Consider the following 17,406-nt stretch of genomic DNA (forward strand, 5'->3'; position numbering starts at 1 on the left):
TATATACAATTTGGTTTTGTATATTCTTAAAATAGATATAATTCCTCAGTTTTTCTTTTATTGCATTTGTAATAACTTTAAAATCTGTTGTTTAACCCCCACTTTTGTACTATCATCCTCTAAAATATCGAGTGGGAAATATACTTTATGATCTCGTTTCATTCGACCAGAAATGGAGTCGACAATAATAGATTCCCTTGATAGTTCACGTAATTCCCCGTTTTTCATCTCTAAAAAAATAGGAACACGTACTTCTTCCTCCCCTGGGCGATAAAAATCGTATGGAAGATCTGCCGTTGTATCATGCACAAGGTAATATTCTGGATTTATGTCTGCTTGTTTAAATAACTCTTGTAGCTTTTGATATTTCTCTAGTTCCACGCCTGGATCTAAATCGATGTACTGGAATAGCTTACGATTGACAAAGCGGCGACTTAAATCACTTAATATCGCGTCTTCTTCTTGCATCCATAGTTGAAAATATGTAAAAAGAATACTTTCATCAAGAGCAAGATAATCTTCCAACGTAATCGAGTTTTGGAAAAATGCTAAAAAATGTGTAGGCTCATGTTTAAACTTATAGCCTGCTTTGCTTAATTGCTTCGCTCGTTTTAGTATATTATTTAAAATAACCTCTGCACTACGAGATACAGGATGGAAATATATTTGTAAGTACATTTGATAGCGGCTCATAATATAATCCTCAACCGCATGCATACCTGTTGCTTTAATGACTACTTGATTTTTACGTGGGCGCATTACTCGCAATATGCGCTCCATATCAAAATGCCCATAGCTTACACCTGTAAAATAAGCATCACGCTGTAAGTAATCCATACGATCAGCGTCTATTTGGCTTGATATTAGGCTTATGACTTGCTTATTCGGATACGTTTTTTCAATCACTTGTGATACTTTTTCAGGAAAATCTGGTGCTACTTTTTTTAGCACTGCATGTACTTCTGTATCGCCAAGTAAAATTTGCCTCGTATAAAATTCATGATCTAACTCAAATACATTTTCAAATGCATGTGAAAATGGGCCATGCCCTAGATCATGTAATAGGGCTGCACAAAGCACTAGTAGCCGCTCGTCCTCATCCCAATCCGGACGACCTACAAAAATATCATCGACAATACGACGCACTATTTCATAAACACCAAGTGAATGACTAAAGCGGCTATGCTCTGCCCCGTGGAATACTAAAAACGTAGTGCCAAGTTGGCGAATTCTACGCAAACGTTGAAATTCTTTTGTCCCTACTAAATCCCAAATAACCTGATCACGGACATGTACATAACGATGTACTGGATCTTTAAATACTTTTTCCTCTTGTAATTTTGCCTTTGCATAATGTGTCAATTGTACAGCACCTCCATTTCATCTTTCTTCTATTATATGCAAACAATATAGAACTAGCATAGGGATTGCACTGTAACTACAGAGACTATTAACCTAATTGAACGCAATTTTTACTTTAAATAGGTTACTATCGCTCTAAAACAAAAACTACCTTCAGCTATGTGAAGATAGTTTTTTATTACCTATTTTTTAATTTAGCTAAAACTTTTTCCATTAGTTCTTCTTCTGTTAATGCAGCTACAGGGCGACTATTTACAAATGTAAATGTTTTTTTTCGTCCCGGGCCACAATAAGAGTGACATCCAATTTCGATGGTTGCATCAGGATCGATTTCCTTTAATTTTGGAATTAACGTTTTTAAGTTAACGGCCTGACATTCATCGCAAACTTTAAATTCGTTTGCCATTTTGTCAACAACCCTTTCTATATAGTATTTTGTTAAATAACATTTTCTAATGTCCGCATAACCTTCACATATTTAAGTATGCAGCATACGCACAATCCTACATCCGGTATTGTATCGCATTTTTCCCCTTGTATTCAAGCATAATTCCTTCCACTTGGATGAATAAAAGGTTAAAAGATTGGTCATGCTAGACATAAATAAGGAAGTTCCAAATAAAGGTGGGAGGATTATATGATGAGTAAAGTAAGACAAGATGCTTGGTTAGAAGAAAACGATGAATTGCTAGCAGAGGCAGTAATTCGTCACGTAACAGAAGGTAGCACACAGTTAAATGCCTTTGAAGAAGCTGGTGATGCGTTAAATCGTACTGCTGCAGCATGTGGTTTTCGCTGGAATGCAGTTGTTCGTAAAACTTATGAAGAGCAATTAGCAGAAGCGAAAAAAGAAAGAAAAGAGAGAATGCGAGTGTTGGGTGCACCAGCAAGACGTCGTTCCACAAATATGTTTACAATTAATAATAGTGATACAGATAGCAAGTCAATTCCACTATCTGCACTATCTCTTGATATTGTCATAGCATATTTACTACGTTTACAACATTCTGGTGAAATAGGTAATGAGTCTTCAAAATGGAGACAACTTGTACACGTAACCTCTGAGAAAAATAAAAAACTAGAGAAAACAATTGCTCAGCTAGAAGAGGAAAATCGAGCGATTCGCAAAGATTATGAGCAGTTTGTACAAATTATGAACCGTGCTAGACGCCTTGTAACGCTAGATGAAGAGGAAGAACGTATTGCGCCTGTTTTCAAAATGGAGAAAAACGGTAATCTAGTTGTTAGCGGTCCAACATATCAAAAAGAAAATGGCGATGTGCTTAGTTAGCACAATCGCCTTTTTTTTTTTCAGGATTTGCTACTATTATTTCAATTCAAGCATTTTAGCATTTCGTTCGAACACACGCTGTAAATAAAATGCATATAGTTGTAATTCTTCATCATGAAAAGGCTCCATACGAACTTCATCGGCAAATGTCTGGACAATTTGTTGTAGACGAATCACAACGTCTTCTACCGTTAATGAGGCATCGACCAGTTCACTTAATGAAGCCATTACATCCGGTATAATTTGGGGATACGTAAATTTCGTTGCTTCTCCTCGTAAACTCTCAGTGTAAAAATCACGAATTAGTGCAGCACGTTCTGCACCGCTTCCCTCAATACATAAATAAATTTGCACTGCAACACCTTGACGTAGTCGTCTTTGTGAAATGCCGGCAAACTTCTTACCTTCAATACTTAAATCATAGGACCCTGGGCAATAAGAACCTACAATTTCATAGGCTTCAATTTTATCGGCAGCTTCTGGTAGTAATGCTTTGATTAGCGCTACCATTACATCATAGCCGTCATTAATACCAATTGCCGTTGCTTGTTCAGATAAAATAAGTGAAATATTTAGTATGCCTTCATCCAGCACAACGGCTAGCCCGCCTGAGTTGCGTACGATTGGGTGATAGCCTCGTTCCTCAAGCAACTCCATTCCTTGCTGTACAAATGGTAAACGATGATCTTGAATCCCGAGCACCACAGAGGCATTATGTACCCAAGTTCGTATAGTCGGGGGCGATACAAGCTGTCCTACTAATTGACACAGCGTATCATCGGTTGCAAATGATTCAAGTGGTGTGCTGTTTTTCAAGCTAATAGATTGATCATATAAACGCCAAATCGGCTGTAGTAAATTACTGTTCATTTTTTTTGAAACTCCTCTATTTACATCTCTTCTCTTTAGCATACATCATCCGACGAAGGTGTCAAATTCGTGAAATTCACTCATCAATTTAGGGATTTCGTACAAACTATGATAAACTAAATTAAGAATGATTTTCACTTATAAAGGAGTGCTTTGAATAATGAATGAAGCAGCAATTACATTAGATGGTTGGTACGCATTACACGAATTCCGCTCAATCGACTGGGCTTCTTGGAAACTTGTTTCTGCTGAAGAACGTCAAGCAGCAGTTGAGGAATTTATTGCTTATTTAGAGAAGCTAAATGAAGCAGATGTTGCTAAAACAGGTGCTCATGCATTTTACGCAATCGTTGGTCAAAAGGCCGACTTTATGATTATGACATTACGTGAAACGATGGATGAATTACAAGTGCTTGAAGCGGAATTTAACAAATTAGCAATTGCTGATTTTACAATTCCTACATATTCTTATGTATCTGTTGTCGAGCTTTCAAACTACTTAGCTGGTGAATCAAACGAAGATCCTTATCAAAATCCACATGTGCGTGCACGTTTATACCCTGAACTTCCTCGTTCTAAGTATGTATGCTTCTATCCAATGGACAAGCGTCGTCAAGGTAATGATAACTGGTACATGTTATCAATGGATGAGCGCAAGTCTTTAATGCGTTCACACGGTATGATTGGTCGAGGCTATGCAGGAAAAGTAAAACAAATTATTACTGGGTCTGTTGGATTCGATGATCACGAATGGGGCGTTACTTTATTCGCAGATGATGTATTACAATTTAAAAAATTAGTATATGAAATGCGTTTCGACGAAGTATCTGCTCGCTACGGTGAGTTCGGTGCATTCTTTGTTGGTAACCTACTTGATAACGATAAATTAGTGAACTTCCTATCAGTTAAATAAATAAAAAATGCGCGTCCATATAAAATGGGCTCGCATTTTTTTATACTTCATGTTCCTCACTGTTTTCCGATTCTATTATTAAAATAATGGTATGAATAAAAAAACCTATAAGGATCATTAGAAATACTAAATACCAATTATATGGCTGATGGTAATACTCAGCAATTCCAACAGCCATGAATGCACTTACGATAATTGCTACAAACATACTGAAAATACGCATAGTACTACTCCTTTATGAAAGCTATATCATCCAATTTAGTATGGCTCAAATAAATTTCAATATACTTGCAAACCACAAGTTTTTTCACAATAATCCGCAAATATCTTTCATAAACTACACTAATCCTATATCATCATTGAAATTATTTAATGCGTTCAATACGACAATAAAATAGGGTGCTTCCTGTTCAAAACTGAACTGGAAGCACCCTATTAACAATGTTCAACCTACTACTTTGCTTTCACCTACATTAAAAACTTTACGAGCTTTCATCCTTAACTTTTAAGATTATAATAATCGTATTAATGAAAAAGCCAACTACAATTATTAATATAAAAAGATACCAATGGAGAGGCTGACCGTAGATATTCCCGAGCAAAAAAGCTAGTACAGCACTCAATAAAATCCCAATCCAAACACCAATTTCCATGCCCTTCCACCTCACATGTATTAATACACATGCAATTTTCTATCTACATTTCCCTCATCAATAACGCCTCGGCGTATTTGCGCCCAGAATTTTTCGAGTATACTTAGAAAAATCTGCGACATCTGCCAGCGCCTTTAACTTGATTCAGCAGGAGTTTGCTCTCCACTTCGCTCATGTGGCTATTTGGCATTCTTCTCCAACTTAAAAAGTGAAGGACTTCTGCTGAATCAAGTTAAACTTTTTCTATTTTTTCTTTACCCCATTTAGATGGAAACTATCTATAAACACCCTTTTTTCCACGGACTATTCGTTATTACTAATATATGCTTCAGCAATTTGAAATGTGAATTTCTTTCTTATCAAAATTAAACATGTCTCCAATACCTTCATGCATATACTGGTTGCGAGGAGGTTTGAAAATCGCTGTTATAAAAACGAATGATGCACAAACAGCTTTGCTTGCAAGGCTTATGCGTTCGGAAGCTGAAGGCGAAGGTCAGTTAGGCATGCTAATGGTCGGCAATGTTGGCGTCAATCGTGTACGAGCAGATTGTCTAGATTTTGGTGATATTCGAACACTCGAGCAAATGATTTATCAACGTCCAGGGGGGTTTGAAGCAACAACAAAAAGTTATTTTTATCAACGGGCACGTGATCAAGACATTCGATTAGCAAAAAGAGTTATTGAAGGTGAAAGGTTCCATCCGGCTACTCGCTCGCTGTGGTTTTTCAGACCTGAGGGTGATTGCCCTGAACAATGGTATGGTCAATGGAATACGGGGCGTTACAAATCGCATTGCTTCTTCTCACCAACCGAAGAAGATTGTCCTCAAATTTAAATGAAAGAAGGTCGATACTTATGATGCCTTACTATTGGACACCGACAACTCAACAACAAATGACACCTCCTCCAGTGACGCTTCCAAGCGGACGGCCACCTGGACGTGAGGAGTCGTACATTGAAAATATCTTACGTTTGAATCGAGGAAAACCTGGTACTTTCCACTTTTCTTTTGAACATGCTGTTGAGCAAGGGAAAAATACAAAGACAGTACGTGGTGTGGTAGAAGCTGCAGGTCGGGATCACGTTATTTTAAGAGAAATTAAATCAAATCATCGCTTTTTATTCCCAATGATTTACTTTGATTTCGCTGAATTCGATGAGGAAATGTCTTATTTCAATCAAAATCCATAACTGAAATGAGGTTTGAACCAAAGAGAAAAAGTGTTAGATTGACCGCAATCAATCTAACACTTTTTTGCTGTGCAGTTGTTGTCCACTACGGCGTTGCTTTCCGTGTGCACACCGTATCAGCCGTAACCGTCGCGAACGCGCTGAATGCCCTCCTCAGGAATCACCGCCTTTGCTACCAACAACTTTTCATCTTTTATGGCAGAAATTTATTAACAATTTTGTTGTTTTTAAGTATAAAGCTATGTCTAAATCTCATTTTAACTAGTTATTTTCCTGCAAAAATTGCAAAGTCGCTTTCCCTAACGTTTTTGCAGCGATTAGCATTGCACGTTCATCAAAATCAAAGCGTGCATGATGATGTGGATAGGCTGTTTCCCACTCAGGTTTTTTGGCACCCGTAAAGAAAAACGTGCCGGGAATGCGCTCAAGGTAATATGCAAAATCTTCCCCAATCATAAACGGTGGACACGTAATAACATTTTCTACTCCTGGAATATCCGCTGCAAGCTGTGCAACAAATTCTGTTTCTTTCGCATGATTATAAACTGGTGGATATCCTCTTGTATAACGATATTCATAACTTGCCCCAAAGGCAAGACAAGTAGCTTTTAATATTGCCTCAAGCTCCTGTTCCATTTGTGTACGTACATCTTCCTCAAATGTTCTTACAGTACCAGTTAAAGCTACTCGATCAGCTATTACATTGAATGGATTTATCGCCTCAAAATGGCCAATTGTTAAGACAGCAGATTTTAATGGGTCTATACGACGAGCAACTAATTGCTGTGCATTAATAACAAATTGAGACGCTAGTACAACCGCATCGATGGAATGATGTGGTTCTGCACCATGCCCTCCTTTTCCTTGAATAAGAATTTCAGCTTTATCAGCGGCAGCCATTATAGCTCCCTCTCTCACTAAAATGTCCCCTAGTGGTGTTGGTGCCCATAAATGCGTACCAAAGATCACGTCGACCCCATCGAGGCAACCATCTTCAATCATCGGCTTTGCTCCGCCTGGTGCAACCTCTTCTGCATGCTGATGAATGAACACTACATTGCCAGCAAGCTCATCCTTCATAGCATTTAGCACCTTGGCAAGTCCAAGTAAAGTCGCGGTATGTCCATCATGTCCACAAGCATGCATTTTACCGTCAACCATAGACTTATAAGGCACATCATTTTCTTCTTGGATAGCTAATGCATCAAAATCAGCACGTAACGCCACAGTTTTTCCTGGCTTGGCACCACGTAACGTTGCAACAACACCTCGTTCGCCTACTTGCTCTCGTACTTCATGCCCTAATGCTCTATGAAAAGCTGCTATGTAAGCTGGTGTTTCCACTTCTTCAAAGGATATTTCCGGATACTGATGTAAATGGCGGCGAATTGCTACCATCTCATCATAGCTCTCATTAAGTAATGTAAATAATTTCTCCATAACTTTAACCCCGCTTTCTTTTTGTTCCTTTTTTTAGTAATACTAGTGTACCCTACAAATCCTTACAAAAACAATAGGAATTAAAATATAAACAAACAGTGGTTGTTTTATCTATAAAAAATTAGCATGCCAGTATTACCTAGCATACTAATTTTTTTGATTTTAATGGAATATTACTGTACAAAAGTGGTGTAAAAAATAGCCGTTAATCATTTGGCATGTTTTAAGGCACTAACGATTATCAGTACCCAGCCTGCTAAAAATAACACTCCACCTATTGGTGTAATTGCCCCTAGAACTTTAATGCCGCTGACCGCTAACACATATAGGCTTCCGGCAAAAAATACAATCCCTAGATTAAAGAAGATACCTGCTAACTTTAATTGTTTAACCTCACCTAGCAATTTCGAGCTCATTAATAGACCAATTATAAGTAGACCTGTAGCATGGAACATTTGATATTGCACAGCTGTTTCCCAAATGCCCAGACCATATTCATCTACTATATCTTTTAATGCATGTGCACCAAATGCACCTAATGCTACTGCTAAAAAACCATGAAGTGCACCTGTGACAATAAATTTTTTCATCTCATTTACCCTACCTTTTTTCATCTTAATGCTCAACATCGCTAGTTTTTAGGAACGTTTAGCAAACAATCTAAAAATCAAAAATTGAATCTCCGTTTGCGCCATCGTCATGTTTTATTTTTACTGTGTTTAATGTAGATGGCATTTGCTCTGTACTTAACATTTGCGGTAAATGCTTTGGCTGAATTTGTGCGCTATCTGTTGGTAAATCCAGTACCACATCACATAATGCACGAATGGCTGTCAATGCCTCACGAATTTGCTGGTCATTCGTTGTATTTTTTGCACTGGCTAATTGTTTTTCAAGTTGCTGTATGACAGCTTCATATGAAATCATTGCGCTCTCTCACCTTCTACTTTTGGTACAAATTTTAGGCAGTCCGTGCCAGATGATTGTTTGACAACAACTGATGGTATTTGCTTTGTTTTAAAGCCGTATGCTACACAAGCACGCGGTGTTTGCGGGTCCCATGTTACTTTAAAATATTGACATTTAAAACAATTTACCTGCATTGTGTGCCTCTCTTTCTTCTATTATTAACTGTATCATTATTTTTATAGTGTATAAAGCAAACGATTTGTGCCACTTTATCCTAAACACCAATCAATTGGTTGCTCTCCCCATTCAATTAACTGCTCATTAATCTTTGAATACGGTTTGCTTCCAAAAAATCCTCTATAGGCACTTAGTGGACTAGGATGTGGTGCTTCTAAAATCACATGGGATGTTGAATGCTGACAAATTATTTGCTTTTTGCGCTGTGCCGGCTTGCCCCATAGCACAAAGATAATTGGTTTTTGTCTCGCTGCAAGTTTTTCGATAACAGCATCCGTAAACTGTTCCCAACCCTGGTTCTTATGGGAATTGGCCTGTCCTGCTCTTACTGTTAGTACAGTATTTAAAAGCAATACACCCTGCTGTGCCCATTTCGTTAATGTACCATGCTGAGGAACTGGGCAACCTATATCATCCTGTAATTCTTGTAGCATATTGCGTAAGCTTGGCGGGTGTGGAACATCTGGCTTTACAGAAAAACTTAAGCCATGAGCTTGGTTCGGACCGTGGTATGGATCTTGTCCTAAAATTACAACCTTTACATCACGAAAAGCCGTACAGGTAAATGCATTCATTACATCGTTTATCGGTGGATAAATCGTCTGTGTCGAATATTCATGTGCCACAAATTGACGTAACTGTTGATAGTATGTTTTTTCTAATTCATCTGCTAGTATTGTTTGCCAATCATTTGGGAATACTTCTTTCATTGAAATTACAAGCCCCTTTCTTTCTTACAACGGTACAAAAAAATAATGCGTTATTCAAGTTTCAATTTAAACTGACCTTATAAAAATATTGATTTCTGACTATTTTTACAGAATCAGAATAGGACTATACTTAACGGTAGATTAAACTATTCAAAAACGAAGGAGATCTTTAACATGGCTCTTAAAAAAACTTTAACTATTGCAGGCTCAGATACATCTGGCGGCGCTGGCATGCAAGCAGACCTTAAAACATTCCAAGAACATGGCACATACGGTATGGTGGCACTAACAGTAGTTGTTACAATGGATCCTAATGGTTGGACACATAATGTAACACCATTACCAACGGAGCTTCTTCAAAAACAAATTGATACAGCATTATCTACAGGCATTGATGCAGTTAAAACAGGTATGCTTTCAACAGAGGAAATCATTCGCATAGCTGGTGAAGCAATCGCAAAATCTGGTACTTCTAATGTTGTCATTGATCCTGTTATGGTATGTAAAGGTGATGATGAAGTATTAAATCCTGGAAACACTGATGCTATGATTCAATATCTTCTACCACTAGCTGCAGTTACAACACCAAACCTTTTTGAAGCTGGTCAATTAGCTGGTACAGGTACACCTAAGTCAATTGATGAGATGAAAACAGCAGCGCGTAAAATTCATGAGCTAGGTGCAAAAGCCGTTGTCATTAAAGGTGGCAAAGCGTTAGCAACAGAAAAAGCTACAGACTTATTTTTTGATGGTGAAACATTCTACTTGTTAGAGTCAGAAAAAGTAGCTTCTACCTATAACCATGGTGCAGGCTGCACATTCGCTGCATCTGTAACAGCAAATTTAGCTAATGGTCTATCTGTAAAAGAAGCTGTTATTGAAGCAAAGGAATTTGTATCAGCTGCCATCGCTCATGGTTGGGCGTTAAACGACTATGTTGGACCCGTAATGCACGGTGCAAAATCTCGCTTTGGAGCACCAGAAGTGACTGTAACTGAAGTTTAATGAATGTAAAAGTACATTTAATATAGTAGATAGAGCACTAATTAAAGTGCTCTCATCCCCTATAGAATATAAAAAGGTATCTAATTAGAACTGACCTACACATCTTGCCTACAGGTCAGGTTTTTTCTAATTAGATACCTTTTTTTACATATAGTTAACCATTAGTTCGAGCCGATAATCCCATGGATCGTTCATGGAGATAAAACTAGCTAATGCTTTACTTTCTTTTTTACGCTCCGCACGTGCTTTTGCTCGTTCAGAAGCAGTCTCATGCAATTTTGTTTCCTCTACTGTTTCAGGTATAACGCGCGGAACTGCAGTAGGCTGATTATGTTCATCAAGTGCGACAAAGGTTAATAATGCTGTTGCGGCAACTTTTCGCTCCCCTGTTTTGAGATTTTCGGAAATAACTTTCACAAATACCTCCATCGAAGAAGTCCCTGTCCATGTCACATAGGACTCAAAATAGACAGAGTCAGTAGGCCGAATTGGTTGTAAGAAATCGACCGAATCTGTTGAAGCGGTGACACAATCTCTTCTACTATGTTTGGCTGCAGAAATTGATGCGACTTGATCGATATCACTCATTAAGCGACCACCAAAAAGAGTATTATGATTGTTTACATCATTCGGAAAAACACGACTTGTCCGCATAACTCTAGATTCTTTACAAAACTTATAATCCTTCATCCCATCAATTCCCCCATTACTTATTTTTTGTTCCTATTATAATGCAATATTTTAATTGAAAAATCAATATTATTATCTGAAAATTAAAAATTTTTACATTTACACAATAAAATAGGACAAGATACCGTATCGCTGCATATGCCATATATTAGCTGTATATGGGAGGGAGACGTATGAAAAAACAAAAATCTGAGGAAACAACTGAAGAATCACGCTTGTTAGCTGGAGAAATAACTTCTTCTAAAGTTGAAGTAATCGCATCAATTATATTAACTCTCGGTTACTCACTATCCACCCTTGCCACGATATTAGCGTTACAGGAGGAGGAGGAGGATGCACAATTACTTGCTTCCAATTCACAAGATCAAAATCAACAATTTAAACAAATGTACAAACAATTACAATCCGTTAATAGTCGTTTAGATTCCATTGAAAAGAAGCTCAATCGTTATTAAAAGGTACATATCCTATTCGCTCCGCTATGAGTAGTCTTATTTTTGATGCGCATACATGTAAAAAAACCACAATTCTCCGTCATAAAGAGAATGGTGGCTTTTTTACTATACTATGATAATGAGCTTTCATGTCTTCTCTTCACGCTACAGCTTTAAACCAAATTATGTAGAAGGACGTCATCTATTGTACCAAGATAGAAATCGTTTTTGTCTTACTTAAAATCCCCTTCTGCATGGTAAACTGTCACTCTACGTGAGAGAAGTCAAATATGCAACATCTTTTTATTTTGTGAAACCGCATACAAATTCAAGCGACACTTTTTGTACATATTTGCTTTCACACTCTATATATTGATACATTACAATAACTTTTTCAAGGATTTTGCTTAAAAAAATAACAAGTGAATCATAAACTTTTGCGATTTCACTATTTTACCCAATTTTAAAATATGAACATTTACCTCAACAAAAATTTGTCATAAAAAGGTCATTCAATTTCCCTTTGTGACCTTTTTTGACTATACTTAAGAAAGAAATAATCGAGAGGAGTGTTAAGATGCAAGAAGTACAAGTAGAGACGTTGCAAGAATTACTAAATTCTTTCGCCAACAAAGACGTTTATATCCATCTTGAGACGACAAACGGTTCTTACGCAGCACACTATGATGAAAAGTTTTTTAATGCCGGTGCATTCATACGTAATGCAAAAATTAATTACGAACTGGCTAAAGTGGTAGATGCCTCTCCACATCGTGTTGGCTTAAAAATGGCACATGGTTGGGTTTATGCTCAAGGTATTACACATTATGAATTAGATGAATTAGGCCGTTTATTAATGGCTGGACTAGACTATTCAGGTAAATTGGCGATAGCACTTGAAATTAGCGAAACGCCGTTTACTTACTAAGGGGGACAACTTTTTGAATTTACAACCACAACGTCATATTTTAATTGTTTACCCTCACCCAGACGATGAGGCTTTTTCAGTTGCTGGAACGATTGCTTATTATACAAAGAAGATGAATACACCTGTTACATATGCCTGCTTAACATTGGGTGAAATGGGTCGTAATTTAGGAAATCCACCTTTTGCTACGCGTGAATCGTTGCCAGAAATACGCCGCAAGGAGCTAGTTGATGCAGCGGATGCTATGGGTATTCAAGATTTACGTATGCTTGGCCTACGGGATAAGACAATTGAATTTGAAGCCGATGAAAAAATGGTCAAGCTCATGGAAGGCTTGATTGAAGAATTAATGCCATCGCTTATTTTCACTTTCCTTCCAGGCTTTGCAGTGCATCCTGACCATGAAGCAACAGCACGTGCTGTTGTTGAGGCTGTTCGCCGCATGCCTAAAGCAGCGCGACCTCAAATTTTCGGATGTGCCTTCGCCAATGATACACTCGCTAAAAACGGCGAGCCACACGTTCAAATCGATATTCGCGAAATGAAAATGGATAAATTAAAAGCATTACAAGCTCATGCTTCTCAAACAGGTTGGATGATGCAAGAAACTGAAAAACGTATTGACGACGGCGAGCCAATGAGCGAAAGCTGGCTTAATGTTGAAAAGTTCTACATTGTTAACCCTGACAATTATATAAAATAATACAAAAAGCGGTTGTGCCCTAAAGAGGTCACAACCGTTTTTATTTAGCTACTTTCAATTTATTGATTACATGTACAATCATCGTTAAAACAAATGCAATCACTAAAATAACAAAAAACAAATAATGAGGCACATATATTCCAAATACAGTTACTAACATCTTAAGTGCAATGATGCCAATAATGATAAAAGCAGTCGCCTCTAGCTCTGGTATTTTTTCAATTATAATTAAAAATAAACCTGCTATTGTTCGCATCATTAAAATACCTAACATTCCGCCTATTAATAGTACCCAAACTTGATCAGATATCGCAAAGGCAGCAAATATTGAATCAATCGAAAAGGCAATATCCATTAACTCAACAGAAATAACCGTTGCCCAAAACACGCCAAAAACACGTACCATCAATCCAGACTTTTTTACCTCTTTAACACTATCCTCTTGTCCTAGTTGTAAAAAATGAGCGATACTAATCCACCCTAAATACAAAGCCCCCAACACTTTAATAAACCAAAATTCTACTAGATATACACCAATTCCAATAAATATAAAACGGAAAAAATAAGCGCCAAGCATACCATACATTAATGCCCGTTTACGTTGCTTATCCGGTAAATGTTTGACAAGTACCGCTAGTACGAGGGCATTATCTGCTGATAGTAATCCCTCAATTACAATAAGCGATGAAATTAATCCCCACGATACTGGATCTGCCAATACTTTTTTCCACATGTCCCAATCGAAAAATTGCATATATGTAGATAGTATTCCATGAATAATGTCCAACTGCTTCCCCCCTACTTGTCCTAAACTAATCTAGTATATGCTCGTCAATCATCGTTATGAGGTGTCACCCACTTATCATTTTTAAAAAATTCTAAACAATTTAATTACTATTAAACTCGAATAATAGACGTTTTTTCTCGAACATAACAGATTATGCTACCTCAATAAAACGCTATGATAAAAATAGACACCGAAAATTTAGAATTTACTAAAAATTTATAACAAAAGTCGAGAAAAATATGCTATCATAGATGAATGTTTTATACGTAAAACGGAGGATGAATACTATGGAAGTAGCTGATACTAAAACTGTGCAAGTAGAAAATATTTTAATTGCACATCACTTTTTAAAAGATGTAGTGGTGCATACGCCACTGCAGAAAAACGATTATTTATCGGAGAAATACGGAGCCCACATTTATTTCAAACGTGAAGATTTACAACATGTTCGCTCTTTTAAACTACGTGGTGCTTACTATAAAATTAAAAAAATTGAGGAAGAAGCTCGCGAAGCAGGTGTTGTTTGTGCAAGTGCCGGCAATCATGCACAAGGTGTTGCCTATGCCTGTGCACAACTAAAGATTCAAGCTAGCATTTTTATGCCTCAAACTACCCCTAAACAAAAAATCGACCAAGTCCGAATGTTTGGCCGCGATTATGTTGAAATTATTTTAGCAGGAGATACGTTTGATGATGCTGCTGAAAGTGCAATGGTCTACTGCGAGGAACAAAGTAAAATCTTTATCCATCCTTTCGATGATTTCGACGTCATCGCTGGACAAGGAACTGTCGCTGTTGAAATAATGAATGACATGGAAGAACCAATCGACTATGTATTCGGTAGTATCGGCGGTGGCGGATTAATGTCAGGTGTTTCAGCTTATGTGAAAAACCTCTCCCCCAACAGTAAAATTATCGGTGTAGAGCCAGCTGGCGCAGGCAGTATGAAAGCCGCGTTTGCAGAGGGCGGTGCAGTGGCTCTTGATTGGATTGACAAATTCGTTGATGGCGCTGCCGTAAAATGCGTCGGTCACCACACATATGATGTTTGTCGCCGATACTTAGACGATATCGTACTCGTACCCGAAGGAAAAGTATGTACAACAATATTGGATTTGTACAATAAACATGCTATTATCGCTGAACCAGCTGGCGCATTATCAGTCGCTGCTCTCGACAGCTATAAAGAAGAAATTAAAGGCAAATCTGTCGTCGTTATTATTAGCGGTGGTAATAATGATATTGGGCGTATGCAAGAAATTAAAGAAAAATCTTTAATTCATGAAGGCTTACTATACTACTTCATCGTAAGTTTCCCTCAACGTGCAGGTGCACTACGCCAATTCCTTACAAGTGTTGTAGGGCCAAATGATGATATTACTACTTTTGAATATACAAAGAAAAACAACAAAGAAAGCGGTCCAGCCTTAGTAGGCATTGAGCTCGGTAATCGTGATGACTATGATGGCTTACTAAGACGGATGAAAGAGTTTGGCTTCAACTACAAAGAAGTAAATAATGATATCCAATTATTTGGATTACTCGTATAAGTTCTTCTTTCTGGTAGTGCCAGGCACTCAAACAATTCTGAATTCTACCAGTAGCATATTTTTTAATCACCAAGTAAAAATCCACATAGACTCCTGCGGGAACTGAACAAAATGTAAGACGCAACAGTCAGCGCGACAGCGACGGTTGCGTCTTACATTTTGCCCGCGGAAGGCGTAGTGGATTAGGTGTCAGGCACCCAAACAATTCTGAATTCTGCCAGTAGGATGCTCCCCAAGAACATAGCATAGACCCACACTACAAAGAAGAAAAATTAGTATACAATTTTTTGGGCAGGCGAATCCTCTTTTAACCGAAAATCATATTTGTTAGCATTTTGATATTTCGGGTCTATATAGCTTGACTTCTCATCACTTTTTGAGGCTTTTCGAAATTTAGAAAAAGATGTATATTCTTCCTCTTTCCATATCCAAATACCCGTTTCTCCTTTTTCTTTATGGAATACATTCTTTTGTAGTTTATTTTTTTGATTGGTTGTAAAATAGTTGGAGATAAAAATCCGCGATGGTCCAGCGGTTAAAACATTTCTTTCTATCACATTGTTTTTTGTATCATATTGTAATAATAGCTGTCCCCCATCAAGCCCCTTCGTGTCATTTCGATAAAGAATATTTTGAGAGATAGTCGAATTGATCGTACCTCCCCGATCTTCATCATACCCACCAATTGCTATCCCAGTGTAAAAGTTTTCATAAATAATATTGTTTATTATTTTAATGTTATCAGCGTATTTTTTAGCATGCTCAGAGGTTGCTTCTATTCCAATATCACTTTTATAAACGGTATTCTTTTCAATGGTTATATTTTTCCCACCATCTACATAAATTCCGCCAGCAGCATACTCCTCCCCATAAGCTGGATTGCCGTAAGAGGATATGTCATAAACTATATTATTCTTTACGATGCCATTCCGCACAAAGTCCACTTTTATATCATTTGAAATGCCTTCATAACCAATTAGATCAATCCCGATATTATCACTACGGCGAACTATATTATTTTCTACTTTAAAACCGTCAATATTTCCATTTAGAACAAGAGATTCACTTGCCCCTAGTTTCAAGTCTTCTAATGTATTATTTAAAATATGTATATCTTGCATTGTGCCAGTTCCGTATATAGCAATTCCATGGCCGTTCCCATCATCTGCATAGGTTTCAATGCGCTGCACATGATTATTTTCTAGTGTAATATGGCTGCTAGAACCTGTTACATAAATCCCCATTACTGTTTCGTCCGCTAAATGAGTAGATAAATCCTGAATAGTTAGTCCACTGATGGTCACGTAATTTTTATTATTTATCACCACTAAGGCTGTATCCTCTTCAACATCCTTCAAGTCCTTTCCACTAAGAACAACTTTCTCCTTGTTGTAAGCTTTAAATGTAATTGGTTTTGACTTGGTGCCACTTTGTTTTACGACAAGTTTTTCATGATAATTTCCTTTTCGTATGAGGACGGTAGTACCGGCATCTGCTTCTGAAGACGCTTTTTTTAATGTGCGAAATGGCTTTGATTTTGTACCATCATTTTGATCATTTCCATTTGTCGCGACGTAAATAGCTTGATCCTGCTTATCCTCATTATTGTTTAAAACAAAGACAATCACTATAGCAACTGCAACCAAGAGGATAAAATAAATTTTTTTCATTAAATCATTCCTTATTGTATATTAAAGTGCCAGGCACCCAAACAATTCTGAATTTTCAC

The 17,406-nt window shown here is 37.4% G+C and carries 22 protein-coding genes; 9 read left to right on the plus strand and 13 right to left on the minus strand.

All coding sequences use genetic code 11. From position 1 onward, the window contains the following. Nucleotides 1-57: 57 nt before the first annotated feature. Both ACIP9G_RS11020 and ACIP9G_RS11025 read right to left on the minus strand, forming a co-directional pair. Nucleotides 58-1,362, minus strand: a complete 1,305-nt coding sequence (locus ACIP9G_RS11020; protein ID WP_340821030.1) for an HD domain-containing protein — start codon at nt 1,360-1,362, stop codon at nt 58-60. A 178-nt stretch (nt 1,363-1,540) separates the two neighbouring features. Then, a complete protein-coding gene (locus ACIP9G_RS11025; RefSeq protein WP_340821031.1) occupies nt 1,541-1,768 on the minus strand; it encodes a YuzB family protein in 228 nt (75 codons plus the stop codon). Between the two features lie 234 nt (nt 1,769-2,002). On the opposite strand from ACIP9G_RS11025, the gene ACIP9G_RS11030 reads away from it, so the two are divergent. Further along, entirely contained in the window at nt 2,003-2,653 is a 651-nt protein-coding gene (locus tag ACIP9G_RS11030) for an RsfA family transcriptional regulator (protein ID WP_340821032.1), read from the plus strand. Nucleotides 2,654-2,689: 36 nt separating this feature from the next. Here the strand turns inward: ACIP9G_RS11030 and lipL are convergent, their stop codons facing one another. After that, the gene (gene lipL, locus ACIP9G_RS11035) at nt 2,690-3,523 is read right to left on the minus strand and encodes an octanoyl-[GcvH]:protein N-octanoyltransferase (RefSeq protein WP_340821033.1); all 834 of its coding nucleotides are present in this window, start codon (nt 3,521-3,523) and stop codon (nt 2,690-2,692) included. A gap of 160 nt (nt 3,524-3,683) precedes the next feature. On the opposite strand from lipL, the gene hemQ reads away from it, so the two are divergent. After that, entirely contained in the window at nt 3,684-4,436 is a 753-nt protein-coding gene (hemQ, locus tag ACIP9G_RS11040; RefSeq protein ID WP_340821034.1) for a hydrogen peroxide-dependent heme synthase, read from the plus strand. 40 nt (nt 4,437-4,476) lie between these two features. Here hemQ and ACIP9G_RS11045 read toward each other — a convergent pair whose 3' ends face one another. Both ACIP9G_RS11045 and ACIP9G_RS11050 read right to left on the minus strand, forming a co-directional pair. Then, entirely contained in the window at nt 4,477-4,659 is a 183-nt protein-coding gene (locus tag ACIP9G_RS11045; RefSeq protein ID WP_340821035.1) for a hypothetical protein, read from the minus strand. Between the two features lie 259 nt (nt 4,660-4,918). Further along, nucleotides 4,919-5,089, minus strand: a complete 171-nt coding sequence (locus tag ACIP9G_RS11050; RefSeq protein ID WP_340821036.1) for a hypothetical protein — start codon at nt 5,087-5,089, stop codon at nt 4,919-4,921. Between the two features lie 413 nt (nt 5,090-5,502). Between ACIP9G_RS11050 and ACIP9G_RS11055 the strand changes: the two genes are divergently transcribed. Together ACIP9G_RS11055 and gerQ are read left to right on the plus strand one after the other, a co-directional pair. Continuing rightward, entirely contained in the window at nt 5,503-5,928 is a 426-nt protein-coding gene (locus ACIP9G_RS11055) for a cell wall hydrolase (RefSeq protein ID WP_340821037.1), read from the plus strand. 20 nt (nt 5,929-5,948) lie between these two features. After that, nucleotides 5,949-6,284 (plus strand): spore coat protein GerQ, encoded by a 336-nt coding sequence (gene gerQ, locus ACIP9G_RS11060; RefSeq protein WP_173478664.1) that lies wholly within the window; start codon nt 5,949-5,951, stop codon nt 6,282-6,284. Nucleotides 6,285-6,545: 261 nt separating this feature from the next. Here gerQ and ACIP9G_RS11065 read toward each other — a convergent pair whose 3' ends face one another. The 5 genes from ACIP9G_RS11065 to ACIP9G_RS11085 form a co-directional block, all read right to left on the minus strand. Further along, entirely contained in the window at nt 6,546-7,724 is a 1,179-nt protein-coding gene (locus tag ACIP9G_RS11065) for a M20 family metallopeptidase (RefSeq protein WP_401019259.1), read from the minus strand. Between the two features lie 209 nt (nt 7,725-7,933). Then, nucleotides 7,934-8,314 (minus strand): DUF423 domain-containing protein, encoded by a 381-nt coding sequence (locus ACIP9G_RS11070; RefSeq protein ID WP_340821039.1) that lies wholly within the window; start codon nt 8,312-8,314, stop codon nt 7,934-7,936. 70 nt (nt 8,315-8,384) lie between these two features. Then, nucleotides 8,385-8,651: a YwdI family protein gene (locus tag ACIP9G_RS11075; protein ID WP_401019260.1), complete on the minus strand. Its 267-nt coding sequence runs from the start codon at nt 8,649-8,651 to the stop codon at nt 8,385-8,387. Beyond that, nucleotides 8,648-8,827, minus strand: a complete 180-nt coding sequence (locus tag ACIP9G_RS11080; protein ID WP_340821041.1) for a uracil-DNA glycosylase — start codon at nt 8,825-8,827, stop codon at nt 8,648-8,650. The genes ACIP9G_RS11075 and ACIP9G_RS11080 overlap by 4 nt, the downstream gene beginning before the upstream one ends. Nucleotides 8,828-8,902: 75 nt before the next feature. Next, the gene (locus ACIP9G_RS11085) at nt 8,903-9,580 is read right to left on the minus strand and encodes a uracil-DNA glycosylase (RefSeq protein ID WP_401019262.1); all 678 of its coding nucleotides are present in this window, start codon (nt 9,578-9,580) and stop codon (nt 8,903-8,905) included. Nucleotides 9,581-9,754: 174 nt separating this feature from the next. Between ACIP9G_RS11085 and thiD the strand changes: the two genes are divergently transcribed. Continuing rightward, a complete protein-coding gene (thiD, locus tag ACIP9G_RS11090) occupies nt 9,755-10,585 on the plus strand; it encodes a bifunctional hydroxymethylpyrimidine kinase/phosphomethylpyrimidine kinase (protein WP_340821043.1) in 831 nt (276 codons plus the stop codon). 144 nt (nt 10,586-10,729) lie between these two features. Here thiD and ACIP9G_RS11095 read toward each other — a convergent pair whose 3' ends face one another. Then, nucleotides 10,730-11,275 carry an acyl-CoA thioesterase gene (locus ACIP9G_RS11095; protein WP_337982127.1) on the minus strand — a complete coding sequence of 182 codons (546 nt, stop codon included), beginning with the start codon at nt 11,273-11,275 and terminating at the stop codon, nt 10,730-10,732. A gap of 173 nt (nt 11,276-11,448) precedes the next feature. On the opposite strand from ACIP9G_RS11095, the gene ACIP9G_RS11100 reads away from it, so the two are divergent. The 3 genes from ACIP9G_RS11100 (at nt 11,449) to bshB2 (ending at nt 13,340) form a co-directional block, all read left to right on the plus strand. Beyond that, nucleotides 11,449-11,730 carry a hypothetical protein gene (locus ACIP9G_RS11100; RefSeq protein ID WP_340821044.1) on the plus strand — a complete coding sequence of 94 codons (282 nt, stop codon included), beginning with the start codon at nt 11,449-11,451 and terminating at the stop codon, nt 11,728-11,730. A 556-nt stretch (nt 11,731-12,286) separates the two neighbouring features. Continuing rightward, complete coding sequence (locus ACIP9G_RS11105) at nt 12,287-12,637, plus strand: YojF family protein (protein WP_340821045.1); 351 nt, start codon at nt 12,287-12,289, stop codon at nt 12,635-12,637. Nucleotides 12,638-12,650: 13 nt separating this feature from the next. Further along, a complete protein-coding gene (gene bshB2 / locus ACIP9G_RS11110) occupies nt 12,651-13,340 on the plus strand; it encodes a bacillithiol biosynthesis deacetylase BshB2 (RefSeq protein ID WP_401019264.1) in 690 nt (229 codons plus the stop codon). A 40-nt stretch (nt 13,341-13,380) separates the two neighbouring features. Here bshB2 and ACIP9G_RS11115 read toward each other — a convergent pair whose 3' ends face one another. After that, the gene (locus tag ACIP9G_RS11115) at nt 13,381-14,127 is read right to left on the minus strand and encodes a TerC family protein (RefSeq protein WP_401019266.1); all 747 of its coding nucleotides are present in this window, start codon (nt 14,125-14,127) and stop codon (nt 13,381-13,383) included. A gap of 287 nt (nt 14,128-14,414) precedes the next feature. Between ACIP9G_RS11115 and ilvA the strand changes: the two genes are divergently transcribed. After that, nucleotides 14,415-15,677: a threonine ammonia-lyase IlvA gene (gene ilvA, locus ACIP9G_RS11120; RefSeq protein ID WP_340821048.1), complete on the plus strand. Its 1,263-nt coding sequence runs from the start codon at nt 14,415-14,417 to the stop codon at nt 15,675-15,677. A 272-nt stretch (nt 15,678-15,949) separates the two neighbouring features. On the opposite strand, the gene ACIP9G_RS11125 is transcribed toward ilvA, so the two are convergent. Next, the gene (locus ACIP9G_RS11125; protein WP_401019269.1) at nt 15,950-17,347 is read right to left on the minus strand and encodes a DUF1565 domain-containing protein; all 1,398 of its coding nucleotides are present in this window, start codon (nt 17,345-17,347) and stop codon (nt 15,950-15,952) included. Nucleotides 17,348-17,406 lie beyond the last annotated feature (59 nt).

This window comes from Lysinibacillus sp. NPDC093197 (assembly GCF_044754025.1).
Classification (GTDB): Bacteria; Bacillota; Bacilli; order Bacillales_A; family Planococcaceae; genus Lysinibacillus.

Coding starts and splice junctions, on each gene's coding strand:
- ACIP9G_RS11025 (WP_340821031.1), bottom strand. CDS start 1,768: ATGGCAAACGAATTTAAAGTTTGCGATGAATGTCAGGCCGTTAACTTA.
- ACIP9G_RS11075 (WP_401019260.1), bottom strand. CDS start 8,651: ATGATTTCATATGAAGCTGTCATACAGCAACTTGAAAAACAATTAGCC.
- ACIP9G_RS11050 (WP_340821036.1), bottom strand. CDS start 5,089: ATGGAAATTGGTGTTTGGATTGGGATTTTATTGAGTGCTGTACTAGCT.
- ACIP9G_RS11045 (WP_340821035.1), bottom strand. CDS start 4,659: ATGCGTATTTTCAGTATGTTTGTAGCAATTATCGTAAGTGCATTCATG.
- ACIP9G_RS11125 (WP_401019269.1), bottom strand. CDS start 17,347: ATGAAAAAAATTTATTTTATCCTCTTGGTTGCAGTTGCTATAGTGATT.
- ACIP9G_RS11070 (WP_340821039.1), bottom strand. CDS start 8,314: ATGAAAAAATTTATTGTCACAGGTGCACTTCATGGTTTTTTAGCAGTA.
- ACIP9G_RS11100 (WP_340821044.1), top strand. CDS start 11,449: ATGAAAAAACAAAAATCTGAGGAAACAACTGAAGAATCACGCTTGTTA.
- ilvA (WP_340821048.1), top strand. CDS start 14,415: ATGGAAGTAGCTGATACTAAAACTGTGCAAGTAGAAAATATTTTAATT.
- gerQ (WP_173478664.1), top strand. CDS start 5,949: ATGATGCCTTACTATTGGACACCGACAACTCAACAACAAATGACACCT.
- ACIP9G_RS11095 (WP_337982127.1), bottom strand. CDS start 11,275: ATGAAGGATTATAAGTTTTGTAAAGAATCTAGAGTTATGCGGACAAGT.
- ACIP9G_RS11030 (WP_340821032.1), top strand. CDS start 2,003: ATGAGTAAAGTAAGACAAGATGCTTGGTTAGAAGAAAACGATGAATTG.
- lipL (WP_340821033.1), bottom strand. CDS start 3,523: ATGAACAGTAATTTACTACAGCCGATTTGGCGTTTATATGATCAATCT.
- ACIP9G_RS11085 (WP_401019262.1), bottom strand. CDS start 9,580: ATGAAAGAAGTATTCCCAAATGATTGGCAAACAATACTAGCAGATGAA.
- thiD (WP_340821043.1), top strand. CDS start 9,755: ATGGCTCTTAAAAAAACTTTAACTATTGCAGGCTCAGATACATCTGGC.
- ACIP9G_RS11080 (WP_340821041.1), bottom strand. CDS start 8,827: ATGCAGGTAAATTGTTTTAAATGTCAATATTTTAAAGTAACATGGGAC.
- ACIP9G_RS11105 (WP_340821045.1), top strand. CDS start 12,287: ATGCAAGAAGTACAAGTAGAGACGTTGCAAGAATTACTAAATTCTTTC.
- hemQ (WP_340821034.1), top strand. CDS start 3,684: ATGAATGAAGCAGCAATTACATTAGATGGTTGGTACGCATTACACGAA.
- ACIP9G_RS11065 (WP_401019259.1), bottom strand. CDS start 7,724: ATGGAGAAATTATTTACATTACTTAATGAGAGCTATGATGAGATGGTA.